This is a genomic window from Paracoccus methylarcula (assembly GCF_003007735.2).
GTDB classification, from domain to species: domain Bacteria; phylum Pseudomonadota; class Alphaproteobacteria; order Rhodobacterales; family Rhodobacteraceae; genus Paracoccus; species Paracoccus methylarcula.
Map to the genome: position 1 here is coordinate 21978 of NZ_PXNQ02000006.1, position 17594 is coordinate 39571.

18 protein-coding genes and 2 pseudogenes are annotated in these 17594 nt (G+C 60.2%); 10 read left to right on the plus strand and 10 right to left on the minus strand.

Features of this window, described 5'->3' with window-relative positions; all coding sequences use genetic code 11:
- Window positions 1–39 precede the first annotated feature (39 nt).
- The 3 genes from A7A09_RS22085 to A7A09_RS10515 are packed head-to-tail and all read left to right on the plus strand — an operon-like array spanning window position 40 to window position 3768.
- On the plus strand, window positions 40–1554 hold the full coding sequence (locus tag A7A09_RS22085; protein ID WP_106691375.1) for an amino acid ABC transporter permease/ATP-binding protein: 1515 nt from the start codon (window positions 40–42) through the stop codon (window positions 1552–1554).
- A 25-nt stretch (window positions 1555–1579) separates the two neighbouring features.
- Complete coding sequence (locus A7A09_RS10510; RefSeq protein WP_106691376.1) at window positions 1580–2590, plus strand: Gfo/Idh/MocA family protein; 1011 nt, start codon at window positions 1580–1582, stop codon at window positions 2588–2590.
- Window positions 2591–2640: 50 nt separating this feature from the next.
- Window positions 2641–3768 carry an NAD(P)/FAD-dependent oxidoreductase gene (locus A7A09_RS10515; RefSeq protein WP_106691377.1) on the plus strand — a complete coding sequence of 376 codons (1128 nt, stop codon included), beginning with the start codon at window positions 2641–2643 and terminating at the stop codon, window positions 3766–3768.
- Between the two features lie 489 nt (window positions 3769–4257).
- Here A7A09_RS10515 and A7A09_RS10525 read toward each other — a convergent pair whose 3' ends face one another.
- The 4 genes and pseudogenes from A7A09_RS10525 to A7A09_RS10535 all read right to left on the minus strand — a co-directional run bounded on the left by A7A09_RS10525 (window position 4258) and on the right by A7A09_RS10535 (window position 7143).
- Window positions 4258–5283 carry a HipA domain-containing protein gene (locus A7A09_RS10525; protein ID WP_366465910.1) on the minus strand — a complete coding sequence of 342 codons (1026 nt, stop codon included), beginning with the start codon at window positions 5281–5283 and terminating at the stop codon, window positions 4258–4260.
- A gap of 24 nt (window positions 5284–5307) precedes the next feature.
- A pseudogene (locus A7A09_RS21465) lies at window positions 5308–5573 on the minus strand (HipA N-terminal domain-containing protein); the annotation flags it as partial.
- Window positions 5573–5824: a helix-turn-helix domain-containing protein gene (locus A7A09_RS10530; protein ID WP_106691378.1), complete on the minus strand. Its 252-nt coding sequence runs from the start codon at window positions 5822–5824 to the stop codon at window positions 5573–5575. The gene A7A09_RS10530 and the pseudogene A7A09_RS21465, both read right to left, overlap by 1 nt.
- A gap of 482 nt (window positions 5825–6306) precedes the next feature.
- A complete protein-coding gene (locus tag A7A09_RS10535) occupies window positions 6307–7143 on the minus strand; it encodes a LysR family transcriptional regulator (RefSeq protein ID WP_106691379.1) in 837 nt (278 codons plus the stop codon).
- A gap of 109 nt (window positions 7144–7252) precedes the next feature.
- On the opposite strand from A7A09_RS10535, the gene A7A09_RS10540 reads away from it, so the two are divergent.
- The gene (locus tag A7A09_RS10540) at window positions 7253–8443 is read left to right on the plus strand and encodes an MFS transporter (protein WP_245999276.1); all 1191 of its coding nucleotides are present in this window, start codon (window positions 7253–7255) and stop codon (window positions 8441–8443) included.
- Complete coding sequence (locus A7A09_RS10545; RefSeq protein ID WP_106691380.1) at window positions 8440–9654, plus strand: SGNH/GDSL hydrolase family protein; 1215 nt, start codon at window positions 8440–8442, stop codon at window positions 9652–9654. Before A7A09_RS10540 ends, A7A09_RS10545 begins: the two co-directional genes overlap by 4 nt.
- 201 nt (window positions 9655–9855) lie before the next feature.
- On the opposite strand, the gene A7A09_RS10550 is transcribed toward A7A09_RS10545, so the two are convergent.
- Window positions 9856–10317, minus strand: a complete 462-nt coding sequence (locus A7A09_RS10550; protein WP_211341102.1) for an Lrp/AsnC family transcriptional regulator — start codon at window positions 10315–10317, stop codon at window positions 9856–9858.
- A gap of 154 nt (window positions 10318–10471) precedes the next feature.
- On the opposite strand from A7A09_RS10550, the gene A7A09_RS10555 reads away from it, so the two are divergent.
- The gene (locus tag A7A09_RS10555; RefSeq protein WP_106691382.1) at window positions 10472–11491 is read left to right on the plus strand and encodes a 1-aminocyclopropane-1-carboxylate deaminase; all 1020 of its coding nucleotides are present in this window, start codon (window positions 10472–10474) and stop codon (window positions 11489–11491) included.
- Between the two features lie 187 nt (window positions 11492–11678).
- Here A7A09_RS10555 and A7A09_RS10560 read toward each other — a convergent pair.
- Window positions 11679–12937: pseudogene (locus tag A7A09_RS10560) on the minus strand (aminotransferase class V-fold PLP-dependent enzyme).
- A gap of 94 nt (window positions 12938–13031) precedes the next feature.
- Window positions 13032–13205 carry a hypothetical protein gene (locus tag A7A09_RS20790; RefSeq protein ID WP_170167074.1) on the minus strand — a complete coding sequence of 58 codons (174 nt, stop codon included), beginning with the start codon at window positions 13203–13205 and terminating at the stop codon, window positions 13032–13034.
- Between A7A09_RS20790 and A7A09_RS10570 the strand changes: the two genes are divergently transcribed.
- Both A7A09_RS10570 and A7A09_RS21065 read left to right on the plus strand, forming a co-directional pair.
- Window positions 13131–13445: an ArsR/SmtB family transcription factor gene (locus tag A7A09_RS10570; RefSeq protein ID WP_106691384.1), complete on the plus strand. Its 315-nt coding sequence runs from the start codon at window positions 13131–13133 to the stop codon at window positions 13443–13445. The two genes, A7A09_RS20790 and A7A09_RS10570, sit on opposite strands and share 75 nt — an antisense overlap.
- Window positions 13442–13912, plus strand: coding sequence for an SRPBCC family protein (locus A7A09_RS21065; RefSeq protein WP_211341103.1), 471 nt, complete (start codon window positions 13442–13444; stop codon window positions 13910–13912). Before A7A09_RS10570 ends, A7A09_RS21065 begins: the two co-directional genes overlap by 4 nt.
- Before the next feature lie 199 nt (window positions 13913–14111).
- On the opposite strand, the gene A7A09_RS10580 is transcribed toward A7A09_RS21065, so the two are convergent.
- Window positions 14112–14468: a winged helix-turn-helix transcriptional regulator gene (locus A7A09_RS10580; RefSeq protein ID WP_106691385.1), complete on the minus strand. Its 357-nt coding sequence runs from the start codon at window positions 14466–14468 to the stop codon at window positions 14112–14114.
- A 108-nt stretch (window positions 14469–14576) separates the two neighbouring features.
- Here A7A09_RS10580 and A7A09_RS10585 point away from each other — a divergent pair, with 108 nt between their 5' ends.
- The gene (locus tag A7A09_RS10585) at window positions 14577–15281 is read left to right on the plus strand and encodes a glutathione S-transferase family protein (protein WP_106691386.1); all 705 of its coding nucleotides are present in this window, start codon (window positions 14577–14579) and stop codon (window positions 15279–15281) included.
- A gap of 219 nt (window positions 15282–15500) precedes the next feature.
- Here the strand turns inward: A7A09_RS10585 and A7A09_RS22225 are convergent, their stop codons facing one another.
- Window positions 15501–15869 (minus strand): DUF6998 domain-containing protein, encoded by a 369-nt coding sequence (locus tag A7A09_RS22225; protein ID WP_436277797.1) that lies wholly within the window; start codon window positions 15867–15869, stop codon window positions 15501–15503.
- Between the two features lie 124 nt (window positions 15870–15993).
- Entirely contained in the window at window positions 15994–16920 is a 927-nt protein-coding gene (locus tag A7A09_RS10590) for a LysR family transcriptional regulator (protein WP_170167076.1), read from the minus strand.
- 131 nt (window positions 16921–17051) lie between these two features.
- On the opposite strand from A7A09_RS10590, the gene uraD reads away from it, so the two are divergent.
- A complete protein-coding gene (gene uraD, locus A7A09_RS10595; protein WP_106691388.1) occupies window positions 17052–17588 on the plus strand; it encodes a 2-oxo-4-hydroxy-4-carboxy-5-ureidoimidazoline decarboxylase in 537 nt (178 codons plus the stop codon).
- The last annotated feature ends 6 nt before the right edge of the window (window positions 17589–17594 follow it).

Sequence of the window (17594 nt, forward strand, 5' to 3'; positions counted from 1 at the left end):
ATGCGAATGCAGGCGCGATCTTTCTGAAAGGGTCTTCTCATGTGGCTGGAGAATCTTCGTCGGACGTTCCTTGACTGGGATGCCATGGCCGAAATCCTGCCGATCATGCTGACGGTCGGTCTGAAAAACACGCTTATTCTGGCAGCTTTCTCGACGGTGATCGGGATCATGATCGGTGTCATACTGGCGGTCATGGGTATTTCGCGTGCGGCGTGGCTGCGGTGGCCGGCACGGGTTTATACCGATATTTTCCGGGGTCTGCCGGCCATCGTGACCATTTTGCTGATCGGGCAGGGCTTCGCCGGGATCGGTCGCGAGATTTTCGGACCCTCGCCCTATCCACTGGGTATTCTGGCGCTCAGCCTGATTGCGGGCGCCTATATGGGCGAGATCTTTCGCGCCGGGATTCAAAGCGTCCCCTCCGGCCAGATGGAGGCCTGCCGCGCTCTGTCCATGAGCTACAGCGAAGGAATGCGGCTGATCGTCGTGCCACAGGGGATCCGCCGGGTTCTTCCTGCCATGGTGAATCAGTTCATCTCCAATGTGAAGGATTCCAGTCTGATCTACTTCCTTGGTCTGCTGGTCTCCGAACGTGAAATTTTCCGGGTGGGGCAGGATGCTGCCGTGGTCACCGGGAATCTGTCGCCCCTGCTGTTGGCCGGGATCTTCTATCTGGTCATCACCGTGCCGCTGACCCATCTGGTCAACTATATTGACCAGCGGCTGCGCACAGGCAAGCGCATCTCTCGCGCTCAGCCGTCCAGCGGGCTGGAGGAAGTCGAAGAATTGAATACCGCCGTGTCGCAGGAACGCGAGACAACGCGGTTCAACGGCGGCAGCCTGTCGATTAAAGGGCTGCGTCTGAGCTATGGCGCCCTTGAGGTGCTGAGGGGGATCGATCTCGAGGTTCCCAAGGGCACCGTGACCTGTGTCATCGGGCCATCAGGTTCGGGGAAATCGACTTTGCTGCGCAGCCTCAACCGGCTGGTGGAAAGCAATGCCGGGGTGATGAAGCTGGATGGCGAGGATATCCGCCTGATGAAGCCCGAAAAGCTGCGTGCCCGGATCGGCATGGTGTTCCAGCATTTCAATCTTTTCCCGGATCACACCGCCCGCGAGAATATCATGCTGGCCTTGACCAAGATCAAGGGGATCGGGCGTGACGAGGCGCGTCGGATCGCCGATGCCCGGTTGGCGGAGGTGGGGCTGCAGGGGCGTGGCGATCATCGGCCCAGCAATCTGTCGGGCGGGCAGCAGCAACGTGTCGCCATCGCCCGCGCCCTGGCGATGGAGCCGGAGGTCGTGCTGTTCGATGAAGTCACCAGTGCGCTCGATCCCGAACTGGTCAAGGGTGTGCTGAACCTGATGGCCGATCTGGGCCGTCGGGGCATGACAATGGTGGTCGTTACGCATGAAATGGGCTTTGCCCGTCATGTTGCCGACCGGATCGTTTTCATGGATGAAGGCCAGGTCGTGGAGGCCGGTCCGCCCGAGCAGCTTTTCACGGCTCCACGCACCGAACGGCTGAAGAAATTCTTCGCCGAAGTCCTGTAGTCACGTGAAACCTGGAGAAATCGATATGGAACCCATCCGCTGGGGCGTACTCAGTACTGCTGGAATCGGCATCAAGGCGATGCTTCCAGCGCTGAACGCCGCGTCAAATTGCGAGCTGACGGCCATCGCTTCCCGGCAGAACGATCGCGCCGAGACTGTGGCCCGTCAGTTCGGGATCGGGAGTGCCTATGGCAGTTATGATGAACTGCTGGCCGATCCCGAGATCGACGCAGTGTACAATCCACTGCCCAATCACCTGCATGTGCCCGTTACGATACAGGCATTGAAGGCGGGAAAGCATGTGCTGTGCGAGAAACCGCTGGCCATGACCGAGGCAGAGGCAAGGCAAGTCGCCGAGGCGGCGTCGGTCGCCGGACGACAGGTGGCCGAAGCGTTCATGATCTGCCATCATCCGCAATGGGTGCGAGCACGCGATCTGCTGCGCGAGGGTCGGATTGGCAAGCCCTCGGCGATCCAGGTGCTGTTCAGCTATTCCAATACCGATCCCGAAAATGTCCGCAACAAACCCGATATCGGCGGCGGCGGGCTATACGATATCGGCTGCTACGCGGTCCGGGCGGGTCGCTGGCTGTTCGGCTCCGAGCCCGAGGCGGTTTGTGCCGTGATGGATCGCGATCCGGAGTTCGGCACCGACCGGCTGACCAGTGGCATGATCCGTTTCCCCGATGGTACGCATTTAAGCTTTACCGTCGCAACCCAATCCGCATTGGCGCAGCAGATGACCATTCTCGGTGCAGAGGGCTATATGCTCTTCGATGCGCCGTTCAATTGCCCGCCCGATCACGCGGCAAGGCTGATCATCGATGACGGTTCGGACCTGTTGGGCAAGGGCAGGCAGGTCGAAATTCTTCCGCCCGCCAACCAGTACCAATTGCAGGCCGAGGAATTCTCCCGCGCGATCCGCAGCGGCGAACCCCCGCTCAACGGCCCTGCGGATGCGATATGCAATGCCGCCACGACCGAGGCCCTGACCCGCGCGGCCGAAAGCGGAGGATGGGAGCTGGTCACGACCTGAGCGCGCCCCGTTAGCATCCGAAGAATTACCAAGATCACAGGAGAACCACCATGCAACCGGCCGCCCTGACCATTGAATCCGCCGTTATTATTGGCGGAGGTATATTCGGCGTATCCACTGCTGCTCATCTGGCCCGCATGGGCGTCTCGGTCACGCTGCTGAACGATGGCCCCCTGGGCTCGGGCGCATCGGGCCGGTCGCTTGCCTGGCTGAACAGCGCCCGCCGCCGTTTACTGCCTTATCATCGGTTGCGGTTGGCGGGGATTGACCGCTATCGCTGTCTCGCGGATCGCCATCCCGGTGCGAACTGGATCAGTTTCGGTGGCGGGCTGACATGGGACGCGGCGGATGAGAGCAACGAGATCGCGGCTGTTTATCGCTACGAGCGTGATCTGGGCTACCAGTCGGAACTCCTGTCGGGGGGCGAGGTCGTGGAACGTATTGCAGGGGTCAATGGCGACGCCGTGACCGCGCCCGGTGCGATCCTGAACGCGAATGAGGGCTGGGTCGATCTGCCCTCACTGATCGGGCTTTTGGCGAAAGAGCTTCTCTCGGCTGGCGGCAGGATCGTAACCGATTCCGGTAAGGCGGAGTTGATCGTTTCCGAGGGCAGGGCGACCGGGGCACGGGCCGCGGATGGCCGGGAGTTCACCGGTGACGCGGTGCTGCTGGCGACGGGCCCTTCGGTGCCTGCGATGCTGGCCAGTCACGGGATCACGATCGGCGACGCCAGTCCCATCGCCCTGCTGGTCGAGACCCGGCCCGTGGCCCATCCGCTGCGTGCGGTTCTGAATACCCCGCGTGTTGCGATCCGGCCGACACCGAACGGGGCGTTCTTTCTCGATTCAGCTTGGTCGGAAGAAGAGGTCGTTGTGCATGAGGATGGCAGTTTCGAGGCTCGTCCTGAAACCGTTACCGGCCTGCTGGACGAGGCTCGCAAGGTTCTGAACCCGATACCCGAACTCGAAGTCGCAGGTGTTCACCTTGGTCCGAAACCCATTCCCGGCGATGGCGAGCCGGTTTTCGGAGAGCTTTCGGCGCTTCCAGGCTGCCACGTCGCCTTCAGTCACAGTGGTGCAACACTTGGCCTGATCGCGGGCGAGATGCTTGCCGAGGAAATGGGCCTGTCAATCCGCCACCCGATGCTGGAGAGTTTCCGTCCTGAGCGTTTTGATTGAGGGGCATATTTGGGGCCCGGTTCAGCTGGCGCGGCGAGATCGGGCTGATCTGCACTTTCTGGGCCTTGTTACCCATCCCGCGGACGCGCATGTCCTCGATCATCCGCGCGCGCAGCGGGTTGCTCTCTCCTCTGTCATGGGAGCCTCCTGTCTGTCGATTGAGAAGGCCTCAATCGTCAGCCAGAAACGCCAATCCCCAAACGCACCACGGTCAGATCATCACGGAATGCCAGCCACATGCGCCATTGCAGCGCAAGCGGCTTCGTCCATGGGCCGGTTGCCTGCCGAGAGGTTCGAGGGTGCCAAGCTAGAGGGGCCTCCCCAGCGGGACGGATCATATATGGGCCTCGCATACGGCTTGCACGGAGGGCGGTGGATATCCGGGGCTTATGTCTATCTTATTGACATGTCATCGCGATGTGCCGATCTTTTCGGTCTGTGTCGACATATTCCTGTTAACGTCCTCCAATGTTGCGCGGCCGACAATCTCTATGTCCCGAGTGTCAGAAGGCGCCTGCTGCGCGCGATGGCCGCGCCTGAAACACTCTGCACCACTGTGTCGGGGAACCCGCGCGGAAGGCTGCCAGTAGCAGCCTCCAGAGCCCGCGGAAGGCGTTCGAGGACCTCCTCAAGGAGGGTAATCGCCCGTGAGCGGGATATTCCACCCCGTACAGCAGTCTGCACGAAATGCCGCCCCAGGATCTTGTCGAAGTGGTAGTGGCGGCTGTCGCCGACGGACATTGCCATCTTCATCTGCTTTTGCTCGATCTGCCGGGCATCGAGAGCCGGCTGCGCTGTAACGATGTCGTAGAGTGGTGTCATGCGGTACCTGCCACCCGGACTGAGCCAGAGACTGAAATTCTTCGCATGCCCATCCGTAGCGCGGATCAGCCAGAAGATGATCTGTGCTTTCAGGAAGGTGTCCTGATCCTCGACAGGCCGGTCGCTGCCCTGAAGCAGGCCGAGGATGTCCGCCATCCGCGGGCCGCCGTCACTTTGGTACTTCAACGTCGGTGGGACGGAAAGTGCCTGGCAGCAGTCCTCCTGGGGCAACCGAAGGAGGCGGCCGTCACGGGCCCAGAGACGATCGAAACGTTCGACCACCAGGGCACGGGTTTCACCAAATGTCTCCATACTGGCCTGGTTGGCCGGCAGTCCGAACGCCTCGGCAAGCTTCAAGCAGTAGAATTCGTTCTCGACGCTGTCGGACAGATCTATCCCACCGGGTAACCGGCCGATCTGTGTCTTGAAAATATGGGTTGTCGGCGTGGTGCCGTGCGGCTTTTTCCACTGGCCATCATGCCGGAGGAGGGCGGTCTTCTCTTGCGCGCCAGCTACCGATATCCGGAAATCGTCATCGCGCGACAAGCCAAGCGGTGCTTGGCCGAGCCCTCGCAGCAGTTTCTCGATGGCAGCTTCATTGACCGGCTCGCCTACCAGCCGACCGGTGCTGTCGGGGATCTCGTCTTCGCCGGCAATGAACTGTAAGGCCCCTACGCAGTCACGGCCGATCACGGAGAGGAGGCTGTAGGCATCCGTGCCGCGGGCGCCGACCTTTTCGGCGACAAGTCGGCGGACCCGGTCAGAATCCGGTAGAAGGTTTTCGAAAATCGCAGAACCGGCGCGCCGTACCAGGGTGTTTCGCGCAGTGGCAGGGAGAGCGAGACCGGGATCGCATTCTCCCAGGCTAGCCAGTCATCATGATAAGAAAACCGGGTCGCGCCGTTGCCCTCGCGGCTCAGTGTGCCGACCTCGCGGTTGTTCAGGTAGACGCGCAAAGGCTGCCAGGCCGGGCGCCGGCCCATCAGAACAGATCCTCGATTTCTGTCTTGTCGCCCTGTGAGCGAGGTGCGATTTGAAACTCCATATCGAGGGCGGCGAGAACAGCGAGGATAGACTCCAGCTTTGCCGGCTTCTCGGCCGTCTCTATGGTCGAGATCGTCGCCTGCCGCAGTCCTGCACGTGCGGCCAGGTCGCTCTGGGTCCAGCAGCGCTTCTTGCGCGCTCGCTGGATGATAGTGCCGATCTGTCTCGGGGTTCGCGCCAAGTCTGCCATGAAAGGATAATACGCTCAGGCGCATATGATGTAAATATGCGCTGCGGCAGATATTTTTGTTTTATACGCTGCTGCGTATGAGGCTGAATGGAAATGTGAGGATGGACACTGTCTGGGTGTCGAAAGCCCCATTTCCGGTCTATCGGCTGGCCCTGAAACACATGACGCATCTGTTCGGATGATGATGTGTGCTTCAAGTGCGTGGAGCAACTTTCTGGTCCGAGACTGAGGGGCCTGGCACCCAATAATGGTGGGGCAGGATCGAGCGCTCTCATGAACTGCCGGAACCGGCCATTCAGGGATCGACTGACGGAAACAAAATCCACACTGTCGTCGTTCATGTTCGTGCAGTGCTACAGGATGCTCCAACGGCAGCTTCGACGGGGTGCCCCACAGCGACACAAAGACCTGACGAGTGACCGCTAAATGGGCCGGGCCTTACATGGCGCCGGCCTACCTGCCGATATTCATTAGGCTCTGATTCAATCGACCCGGCCATGTTTGGCGAGATAGTCCAGCACGGCCTGAACCCGACGCGGAAGCGTCATGGACCTGCCTACGTAAAGCAGGTGAAAATCCTCGAAAACCGGTTCGGCACGCGGGTTGCACAAGACGACCTCTCGGGATACCAGTTCACGGGCGATGGTAAAGCGGCCGACACGTGCGGTGCCCGCGCCTGCGGCTACAAGGGCTGCGATGGTCGCCCCGTCATTGGCCTGCAGGCGCGATGTTCCACCCCGCCATGTCATGTCGCGGCGGGCATAGGAAAAGCCGATCCGGAATGAGGGCGGCGCGTCATCGCCTTTGGGGGAAGCCATGACCTCGACAATCTCGCTTCGGCCCAGGTGACGGGCCATGAGGCTCGAGTCCTCAAGCGGCCCGGCCCGCACTGCCAGATCGATCGGCTGGCCGTAAAGATCGCTGACATTATCGCCGATCACCAGGTCGATGCGGATCTCCGGATGGGCGCGCAACAGCCCGCCAAGGATCGGCGCCAGGATATGATTGGCATAGGCGGCGCTGGTGGCGATACGCACCGCGCCCGCTATCCGGCCGCAGCTTGCCTCGTGCTCTGCCGCATCGAGCGCCTCCAGGATCGCCTGGCCCTGCCGCGCGAAGCGCGCGCCTTCCTCGGTCACATGGACCTGTCGGGTAGAGCGTTTCAGTAGTGTCACGCCCAACCGATCTTCGAGCCGGGCCATCATCTTGGAAACCGCCGAGGGTGTCATCCCACGCATCCGCGCGGCGGCAGAGAAACTGCCCTCCGCTATGACGCTCAGCAGGGTTTCGATCTCCGCAAGCCGGTTGGTGTCGCGCATTTGCTTGGCTCATCTGTGAATTACAGGCACATATCCTTGTAGTTTTCAGCGTCTGGTTTCTCAAGTCCTCAGCGCCGATCTTCCATCCGAACAAGTGGAGATTTGCATCATGACGACTCTTACCGCGGGGAGCTTCGAGACCGGACGCGCGGCCCGTTGGGCCCTTGTCGCGCTTGGCATCGGCGCTTTCGGGATCGGGTTGACCGAATTCGTGATCATGGGGCTGCTGGTCGAGGTGGCGCAATCGCTTTCGGTCAGCGTGCCATCGGCGGGCCTGCTGATCAGCGGCTATGCGCTTGGCGTCACCTTTGGCGGCCCGCTGCTGACCCTTGCCACGGCACGCCTGCAGCATCGCAACGTGATCCTTGCGCTGATGGCGATCTTTATCCTCGCCAATGTCCTTTGTGCCGTCGCGCCAAGCTATGGGCTGCTGATGCTGGGGCGCGTCATCAGCGGCTTTGCCCATGGCACCTTCTTTGGCGTCGGTGCCGTCGTCGCGCAAAGCCTGGTTCCGCCCGAGCGCAAGGCTTCGGCCATCGCGCTGGTCTTTACCGGCCTGACGCTGGCGACAGTCCTGGGCCTGCCCTTCGGCACCGAATTGGGCCAAGCACTCGGCTGGCGCGCGACCTTCTGGAGCGTGAGCGGCATCGGCCTGCTGGCCCTGATCGCCAGCGCATTGTCGCTGCCCGCCGGCACCCACGGCGAAACCCCGGCGAATTGGCGCAGCCTTGCACGGCTCTTGCGTGGCGCGCCGCTACTGGCGCTTGCCACCACGACGCTCGGCTATGCCGGGGTGTTCCTGGTCTTCACCTATATAGCACCGATCCTGACCGGGATCAGCGAGGTCTCCCCGTCGCATGTGTCGCGATACCTGCTGTTGTTCGGGGCCGGAATCGTGGTGGGCAATATGCTTGGCGGACGCCTGGCGGATCGCGGGCTGCGCCCGGCACTACTGGGCACATTGGCGGGGCTGGCGGCGGTGATATTGGCCATGCGGTTTGGCATGGGCAATCCGGTCGCCGCGATGGTCTCGCTGTTCCTGTTCGGCGCCGCGGCCTTCTCGACTCTCGCGCCGCTTCAGGCCTTCATGCTGCGCCAGTCCCAAGGTGCAAGCGCGGAACTGGCCTCGACCCTGAACATCTCGGCCTTCAACCTTGCCAACGCTATCGGCGCGGCCATCGGTGGCAGCGCGATCGCTGCGGGATGGGGGCTTGGTAGCCTGTTCCCGCTTGGCGCCATCATGCCCACCCTCGCCGTGCTGCTGACCCTTGCAACCTTCAAATCCGGGAAAGATTCATGAAACCGATTGCCGCGACAACCGCCCTACTGTTACTCGCCCTATCCGGAGGAGCGGTCCATTCAGAGGAATGGACCCCGGCCTGGGCCGCAAGCCCGGAAGCGGTCTGGGACACCGAGTTTGATTTTCCCACTGGCCTGCCCGACAGTATCGGCGGGCAAACCATTCGCCAGCCGCTGACCCTTGCCTGGGGCGGGGACAACCTGCGCATCACCCTGTCGAACAGCTACGGCACCAGACCCCTGCCTGTTGACGCGGCCATGATCGCCCTCGGCAGCGAAGGGGCCGCGCTGGAAGGGCCGGAACTGCCCATCCTCTTTGGCGGCAAGCCCGAGGTGACCATACCGCCGGGGGCGCGGATCACCTCGGACCCCGTGGCGCTGCCGGTTGAGGCCGGCCAGCGGATCTCGGTCAGCCTGCGTTATGGCAAGGGTGCAGTCGCGCAGGATTTCCACTGGGACGCGCGGGAAACGGGCTTTGTCCTTGACGGAGACCGCATTGATGAGGAAATCACCGCCCGCGTAAGTCTTGCCAGCGTGCTGACCGATCGCCCGGCCGAGATGGTCGTGGTCGCGATGGGGGATTCCATCACCGACGGCAATGGTGCGGCGATGAACGAGGATGTCCGCTGGCCGGATTTCCTGGCCCGTCGGCTCGCCCCACAGGGCGTTGCGGTGGTCAATGCGGGTATCTCCGGCGGCAGGCTGCTTTCGGACGGCATGGGAGAAAGCGTTCTGGCGCGGATCGACCGCGATGCATTCGCCGTGCCGGGAATTGATGCCGTGGTGCTTTTGATCGGCACCAACGATATCGCCTGGCCGGGCTCGCCTTTTGCGCCTGACGAGGCCCCCATGACGCTTGAACGCCTGCAGGCAGGCATTGCCGCTGTTGCAGCGATGAGCAAGGCTCACGATGTGCGCTTGATCGTGGGGACGATCCCGCCATTTCGCGGCGCACTGCCCGACACGCCGCTGGAAGCTACTTATTGGAGCGCCGGGAAGGATGCTCTTCGCCGTGAGCTCAACGACTGGCTGCGAGAGACGGATCTTGTCGACGGGCTGGTCGATTTCGATACCGTGCTGCGTGATCCGGATGATTCGTCGCGGCTGAACCCTCCTTTTGACAGCGGAGACCGGCTGCATCCGGGCGTGGCAGGGAATGAGGCGATGGCAGATGTCATCTCGCTGGTGCTTTTGAAAGGGGAGGCACGGTGAGCATCGTTCGGGGTGGGCGTTACTGATCGGTTGAAAATTCTGCATCATCGACGAATGGAAACGACCTGCTGGGTGTCGTTTTGGTGATGATCGGAGTAGCGGTTCACAAGCCGGCACCTTTGCCTGCACCAGTGCCGGCGTGAGGGCGTGCCAACGGTCGAGCAGTTTGATGCAGCTCACATATGTAGCGAAAGGCTACTTTCAAAACGCCAAAGGGGCATTCTCCTTTACTTCCTTGAGGACGAAAAAAGTTCGAATTTGCCGGACGCCAGGGAGCGCGATCAGCATTTTGGTGTGCATGACATTGAAGTCATTCATGTCCCTGGCGCGGATTTTGAGCAGATAGTCGAAATCGCCGGCCACCAGATGGCAATCGAGCAATTCTTTCATGCCAGAGACCGCTTCTTCAAAGGCGGCGAAGCTCTCGGGGGTGGATCGGTCCAGCACGACTCCAACCATCACGAGTGTACCGAGATCGACAGATGCAGGGTTCACTTGTCCCGTAACGCGAAAGATGTGTCCCGCTTCGAAAAGGGCGTGTGTCCGCCTGTGACAAGTGGCCGGGCTAACGTTCACAGCCTTGGCCAATTCTGCATTCGTAAGGCGTCCATTGGCCTGAAGGTGGCGGAGAATGCCAATATCGATTCGATCCAGGTCATCCATGAAAGAATCTTCCATAAATTTTGATTTTAATGATAAGATATAAGAATATTTGTCATAGTTAAACGTCATATGGCAAAGTATAGTCGACAAATTTGAGAGCACCTCTCGCAAGCTTGTCGCTATGATCTCCGGCAATCAAACAAGGAGATCGCCCATGTCACTACTCGACAAGTTTGAACGCTATCCGCTTACCTTCGGTAAAACCGCCATCGAACATCTTCCCCGCCTGACAGAGGCCGTTGGCGCGGATGTCGAGTTCTACGCCAAGCGTGAGGACTGTAATTCTGGGCTGGCGTTTGGTGGGAACAAGTTGCGCAAGCTGGAATATATCGTGCCCGACGCCATCGCGAGCGGTGCTGATACGCTTGTCTCCATCGGCGGCGTACAATCGAACCACACGCGCATGGTGGCTGCCACGGCGGCGAAACTGGGCATGAAATGCCTGGTCATCCAGGAGAAATGGGTCCCGCATTATGACGCTGTTTATGACCGCGTAGGAAACATCATGATGACCCGCTTGATGGGTGCGGATAGCCGCTTGGTGGAAGACGGTTTTGACATCGGCATTCGCAAAAGCTGGGAAGATGCAATCCAGTCCGTGAAGGATGCGGGCGGCAAACCTTACCCGATCCCGGCGGGTGCGTCGGTTCATAAATACGGGGCACTTGGTTATATCGGATTTGCTGAAGAGGTTGCCGAGCAGGAAGAGGAACTGGGCTTCCGGTTCGACTACATCGTCGTCTGCGTTGTCACGGGCTCGACCCAGGGAGGGATGATTGTCGGTTTTGCCGCCCAGGATCGCGCGGACCGCGTTATCGGGATCGACGCCTCCGGCACAGTAAACCAAACCCGCACACAACTGCGGTCTATCGTCGACAACACCGCGTCGCTTGTCGACTTGGGGCGCCCCGTCGGCGACGACGAAATCCATATCAATCCGGACTATGCCTACCCGGCTTATGGCGTTCCGTCCGAGGAAACCAACGACGCCATCCGCCTTGCCGCCAGGACCGAAGCGATGATGACCGATCCGGTTTACGAGGGCAAATCCATGCAAGGCATGATTGATCTCGCAAGGAAAGGGTTCTTCCCGAAAGGCTCAAAGGTTCTTTACGCACATTTGGGCGGTGCGCCGGCCTTGAATGGCTACAGCTATTACTACAAAGACGGCTGAACGACAGCCATGCGAAAGCTGCATCGGTCGCGACAGGAACTCTGATCAATGGCGCTCAGTGCCCGGTCTTGGCACGATCCGGGCATCCAGGGCCGCTGCGGCGCGGAGACCGGTCGGCTCGTGCCCTTTTACGACTTTCGCCTCCACTTTTTTGGGGGAGGCGACGCAAATCCGGAGGCTCCACCAGTCAAGAGCGATTGCCCAACCCGTTGACTACCGCCAGAAGCTGGGCCACCTCCTGTTCGGTGTTGTAATGGCAAAGCGAGATGCGGATGCAATCGGGCAACCCCAAGGGGTTCAGGACGTTGCCGCTGTAGTGATCGGCTTTTCGGGTATGGGTGCGGATGCCCTGTTCGTTCAGGATCGTCACGACCTCCGGCGAGGCCATCCCGTCAACCACGATTGACACCAGACCTTTACGCGCAGGGTTGTCCGCGCCGGCCAGGATCGTGACATGCGCCATGTCAGCCAGCCCCGGCAGATTGCCGGTCCCGTGGATCAGGGCGTTGGTCAGGTGGGTCTCATAGGCGTGGATCGCACGACCCGCGGCCTCGATCCGTGCGCGCGGCGCGATTTCGTCCGAGACCCGGCCGCCGAGCCAGTCGAAATAGGCGACCACGTCGCACATCGTCGCATAGGCTCCGGTATCGCGGGTGCCGAATTCCCAACCGGTTTCCGGCGCATCGATCAGCTTGTCATGGGGCATGGCGCTGAGCCTGTCCGATAGCCATGCGATCCCGAAACCATGGCGCGAGAAGGCCTTGTAAGGCGAGATGGCGTAGCCATCGATCCCGTAGGCGTCGATATCGATCTGGCCATGTGCCGCGTGCTGGATGCCATCGACGATGATCAGGCAGTCCGGCGCCACCGCCCGGATGGCTTTCGAGATTGCAGCAACATCCATGCCCATGCCGGTCACCGGCGAAGCATGCAGGATCGTGGCCACCGCCACGTCGGGCGTCATCCGGGCCGCATAGGCGTCCGCGCTCACCGTTCCCGCTGCGTTATCGTGCTGCACGTTGACGTAGTCCAGGCCCGCAATCTCGGCCCATCGGCGGGCGGCGCTCCGGCTGGCGGGATGCTCGATGGACGAGCCGATCACCTTGCTTCCCTTTGGGGCATTGACACAGGCAGTGCGGATCAGGCGGAACAGCAATTCGGTGCCGCTCTCGCCGGCGATGAACTGCCCGGTGGAGGCGTTCATGAAGACCCCCATGTCCCCCTTGGCCTTGTCGATCACCTCAACCAGAGCATGCGCGGCGGGATTGTCTCGTCCCTGATTGTCCGGAATGGCGGCAAATTTGGCCGAGGTCTCGACGACGGATTTCAGCGTCAACGCGCCGCCGGCGTTCTCGAAAAACACTCGGGGCCCTGGAAGGGACAGTTATCCACATATTCGAAGCGGTCGCGAATCTCCGCGATCAGGTCAGGGTTGCCTTGGATCATGGTCTTTTTGCCCCTTGTAGCAATGCGTGACTCGCCGGGTTCTGCAGAGTTCGATCACGACGATGAAGTTTCGTCGCAGAAGGCTTCCGGGCCGTCAATATGGCTCCTTGAGAGGGACCGGCAGGTTGCAGGCGTCACGCAGGTGATTGGCAGTTCGTTCCGCCTCGATGACCTTCGAGCCGGGTAATCCCGATTGACTTGTAATGCCCGGCTTGCCGCCCGTGGCGACCCCGCCCACCGCAGGATATTCGAGCTGATTGCGGAGCATCCGCATACCGTGGCCGAGATCACACGGCAGGTTCCGGTTTCGCAATCTGCGCTATCCCGGCATCTCAAGGTGCTGCGTGAATCGCTTCTGGTTCGCCCCGAGCCGAGAGGTGCCAGCAATGTCTACCACATCGATCCGCACGGGTCTGGCCAGATGCGCACTTGGCTCGACCGGTATTGGGACAAGACCCTGGCGGCCTACAGGGTGGTCGTCGAACAACCGCCAGAGGAGACACCATGAGCATTCAAATATCTGCTTTGCCCGTGAAACAGTCCGTCGTGGTCGAAGCGCCAATTGCGCAGGCTTTCAAGGTCTTCACCGAGGGGTTCGGCAGTTTCAAACCTCCCGAGCACAATTTGCTTGGCGTCGAGATCGCGGAAACGGTGTTCGAACCACGGGCCGGCGATATGCTGAACGATTGCGGGCAAGGCCGGACTGCAATGACCCGGATGTGTCCTTGGCAAAGCTCCGTCGCCATATACATGCCATACGGCGGAAAGCGCCCAAGAGAATACCATCGCAGCGCAAAACATGGAATCATCGGTCAGTCTGCTCTCTTGTCCTTCCCAGGCACCTTGTTTGTGCAACCGCAGCAAAAACCCGCATTGCCGTTGTTCATGTTCCCGCAATGCCACAGGATGTGCCAACGGCAGCTTCGACGGGCCGCCTCGCAGCGTCACAGGGGCCTGGCGAGCAACCACAAATAGGCCGCGTTTGCTATGTCAGCATGATGTCAGAATTACATATGTGCCGCACGCAGAACCCGCGGGTCCACCGGCGCTTTACTTGCTCCGGCATAGACCACCAGCTAATTCGGCTGAACGATCGTTTCACGCGTCCCTGGGGATGGACCCGAAGCATGGACATGGTCGAGTTCCAGCTAAGCACCGGAAAACGACAGTCCGGCTATTTCGGTTCAGACATTGCGGCCGCAAGGACCTGCTGCCGGTCAAGGTCATCAGTTGCTTCCCACCATTCACCCAATGCATCAATGAGGGGCACCAGCCTTTCTCCGGCAGGGGTCAGGTCGTACTCGACACGAAGCGGGTAACCGGCAAATTCTGTCCGTTGGACAATACCTGCATCCTCTAGCTTGCGCAGTTCCAGTGTCAGCATCTTGTGAGAAATTGCCGGATTGTCCCGGCGAAGATCGCTGAAACGCTTCGTGCCATCCTGAAGGTAATAGATCAGTAGTGTCGGCCAGCGACCGCTCAGAACCTGCATGACCTCTTCGATGGGACAACGTGAGACAAGGTTTTTCATTCTTCGCTCATGGTTACAAAAAGGTGCGTAATTTACTTTGCGCGTGGCCCCGTTAAATTCCTCCCACGCTGCGCAGCGTGATCACCAGAAATCACGGAGAATGATAACATGGAACCTATTCTGCTGTATGGCTTTCCCTCGGGAAGCTCCATGGGGCTTGTGGCTGCGCTCGAATGGTTGGCACGTCCCTACAGGCTTTGCCGCGTCGATATGTTCGGCGAGATGCGTGAACCCGCCTATAAACGGCTCAATCCGCGCGTCGAAACGCCCGCCTTGATCACCGATAAGGGCGAGGTGCTGACCGAGACCATGGCGATTGCAACCTGGCTTGAAGCGCGGGACAGGGAACGTCGGATCAGCTTTGATCCGCTGTCGCGGCAGGCCGATCGAATGCATCAGATCATGGCCTTCATCAATACCGGGTTTACCGGCTCGTTCGGCCCCCTATGGGCCGCCATGGAGATGGAGCCACCCAATCCGGCGATGCAGTCGGCCTTGAGGGAATGGGGCAGTGAGGGCGTGATCGAGCGGCATGACAGGCTCGAAGAGATGATCGGCGATACAAAGTTTCTGATTGCAGATCATCCAACCCTTGCCGATGCTATTCTGATCGGCGTTGCACGATGGCTGGATTTCCATGGGGTGGCCGACAAGGAATGCTGGCCAAAGCTCGCAGCGTTGCGAGAGCGCATCGAGGCTGACCCGGCAGTCGTTTACGCGACGGCGCTGGAAAGCGGCGAGATGCAGCCGGGTAACGGGGCGTGCAGCGCACATATGGAGCTTTCGGAACTGATCGATCGGTTCGGCTCATAGCAACATCGGGTGCGGATGTTCTTGTTGCGAGGTCTAGCCGCACCCGATCACCGGTTGAACATCTGATACAGACCGAGTTCGGGTGCCGGCACAACGTCGTTTTTGTTCCTCATTACCGCTATTGGCTGCCTGAAAATGCTGTGACTGGCACGAACGGTTGGTTTAGGGGGGCGCCGGGTCGTGACTCATATGCCGCTCCGAATGGCGAGAATGGACCGTTCATACGGGTGCTTCTCTAACGAGAGGTAGACGTCGTTCCAGGGGAATCCTGGCGTCGAGAGCAGCGAGCTTTGCCAGTCCTATTGTTCGCTGCCCGTTCTTCTGCATTTTCCCAGCCGCATGCCAGGCCTCTGATCCGGGGCCGTTGTAGACCACAGAAATCGATTCTCCCTTGGGGCGGCAAAGTACGAGCAGGTGCTCCGGCTCGTGCCGAATTGAAACACCTTTTCCTTGGGTGAGCTTTATTTCGACTCTGCGGCCGTCTCGCGCCTGTGCATAGTGTGCCTTGGTTGACGCGGGATTCAATTCGAGATCGAACATATATGAGGCGACGACCTCTCCGACACTCCCAACCAAATGGCCATCCAATGTAAACTTACGGCCGGGAAATACCTTCGAGCGCGTCGGTGGACTGATAGAGTTGGTCAAGAAGAGCGCCAATTTGTTGCCAGTCGATCTCGTTCATCTGTAGTATCTCCGGGTCACTGGAACATCAGACCTGCCGGACGCGCGACAGCGTTTCGCGGGCACAAGCTGACAGGATGTCCATGATCAATTGCGACACCGTCGGCAGTTCCCTCACCGCACTGACAAGCAGGGATATCGACTGGGCGGCGGCGGTTTCGTCGGCGATCGGAATGAAAACCAACCTCTTCTCGAAAATCTCGGCAGATACGTCGAGTTCGGATGTCAGCGCGACATGCCGCCCCTGTGCAATCAGCCGTTTTACCAGTTGCAGGGAATTGGTCGCGACCGGCTGCCTGCCTTCATGTATCAGCCATTCGTGATCGGCTTCGAGATATTGCCTGATCGAGAGCGCCTGGCTTTGAAGCACGACCGGAAACTCCGTGATCTGTTGCAAGGTCACGGATTCTTCGTTGGCGAGATCATGGTTCGGTGCGACCACGCATCCCAGGGGAAGCCGCTCCGACCAGAGCGCGCGTATGTTGCGGTGAGGTTTTGCATTGAAAGCGAGTGCAATGTCGACGATGCCCTGATCGAGCGCCTGCACTGCATCGCCCGGGCTCATGACTTCCAGGTCCAACTGGACAAGGGGAAACTCTGCGGCGACACGTCCCACGAAATCCGGAATCATGCCGTTCACCTGGCTGTCCATGATCGCGATCCGGACCTGACCCAGATCGACCCCTTGCATTTGCTGCATCTCGGACCACAGGGCGTTTCCGTCATTGCGCCAGCGTCGGGCCAGCACGACCAGCATCTCTCCTGCCTTGGTGAGAGTCATCCCGTTCGAGTGGCGGTCGAAAAGGCGCATATGGGCCGCTTCCTCTAGGAGCAGGATCTGCCGGTCGATTGCCGAGGCGGAAATGCCAAGCACGCGAGAGGCGGCCTGGATCGAGCCGTTCTTGGCGACGGCATCCACATAGGCGAGCGATCTGGGCAGAAGATTCAAGGACATGACAGCCGAGTCCCTAGTTGCGCATTTCCTGAGCATACACATTTTTGGAATGCATGTCTGAGTTTATTATGATTTTTAAAACACTTCCCTTGCGTTAACCTTTCCAGGGATCAAGGGGAGAACTAGCGCAGATGCCTGTCAGCCTTCATGAACTGAACAACGCCGATGAAAATCGCTTTGTCGAAATGGCTGGCTTTCTGGTCGAGAATTCCTCCTGGGTCCTGGAAGAGATCGCGGGGCAGCGCCCTTTCGGCTCGGCGCAGGCCCTGTGCGACGCGATAGAGGCGGCAATCACCCGGATGAACCGCGCCGATCAGACCAACCTGTTTCTTGCGCATCCGGAACTTGCCGGGGCGGAGGCTCAGGCGGGAACGATGACGCGCGAGTCGACGGGCGAACAGGGGCGGCTGGGCCTGCTGTCGCTTGACCGCAAAGAACTGGAGAGGTTGCAGAAGCTGAATGCCGAGTATCGTCAGCGCTTCGGGTATCCTTTCATTGTCGCATTGAGCCGGCAGCCCGATCTTGCTGCCGTGTTCGGTTTGCTTGCACAACGGCTCCGCAACGATCCGGATGCCGAAATACGGGCGACGATCGCCGAAATAATGCATGTCGTGCGGGGGCGCGCAGCGCAGATTTCGGATGATCGGGTCATATCGGGCGGCCTGTAGGCCGGC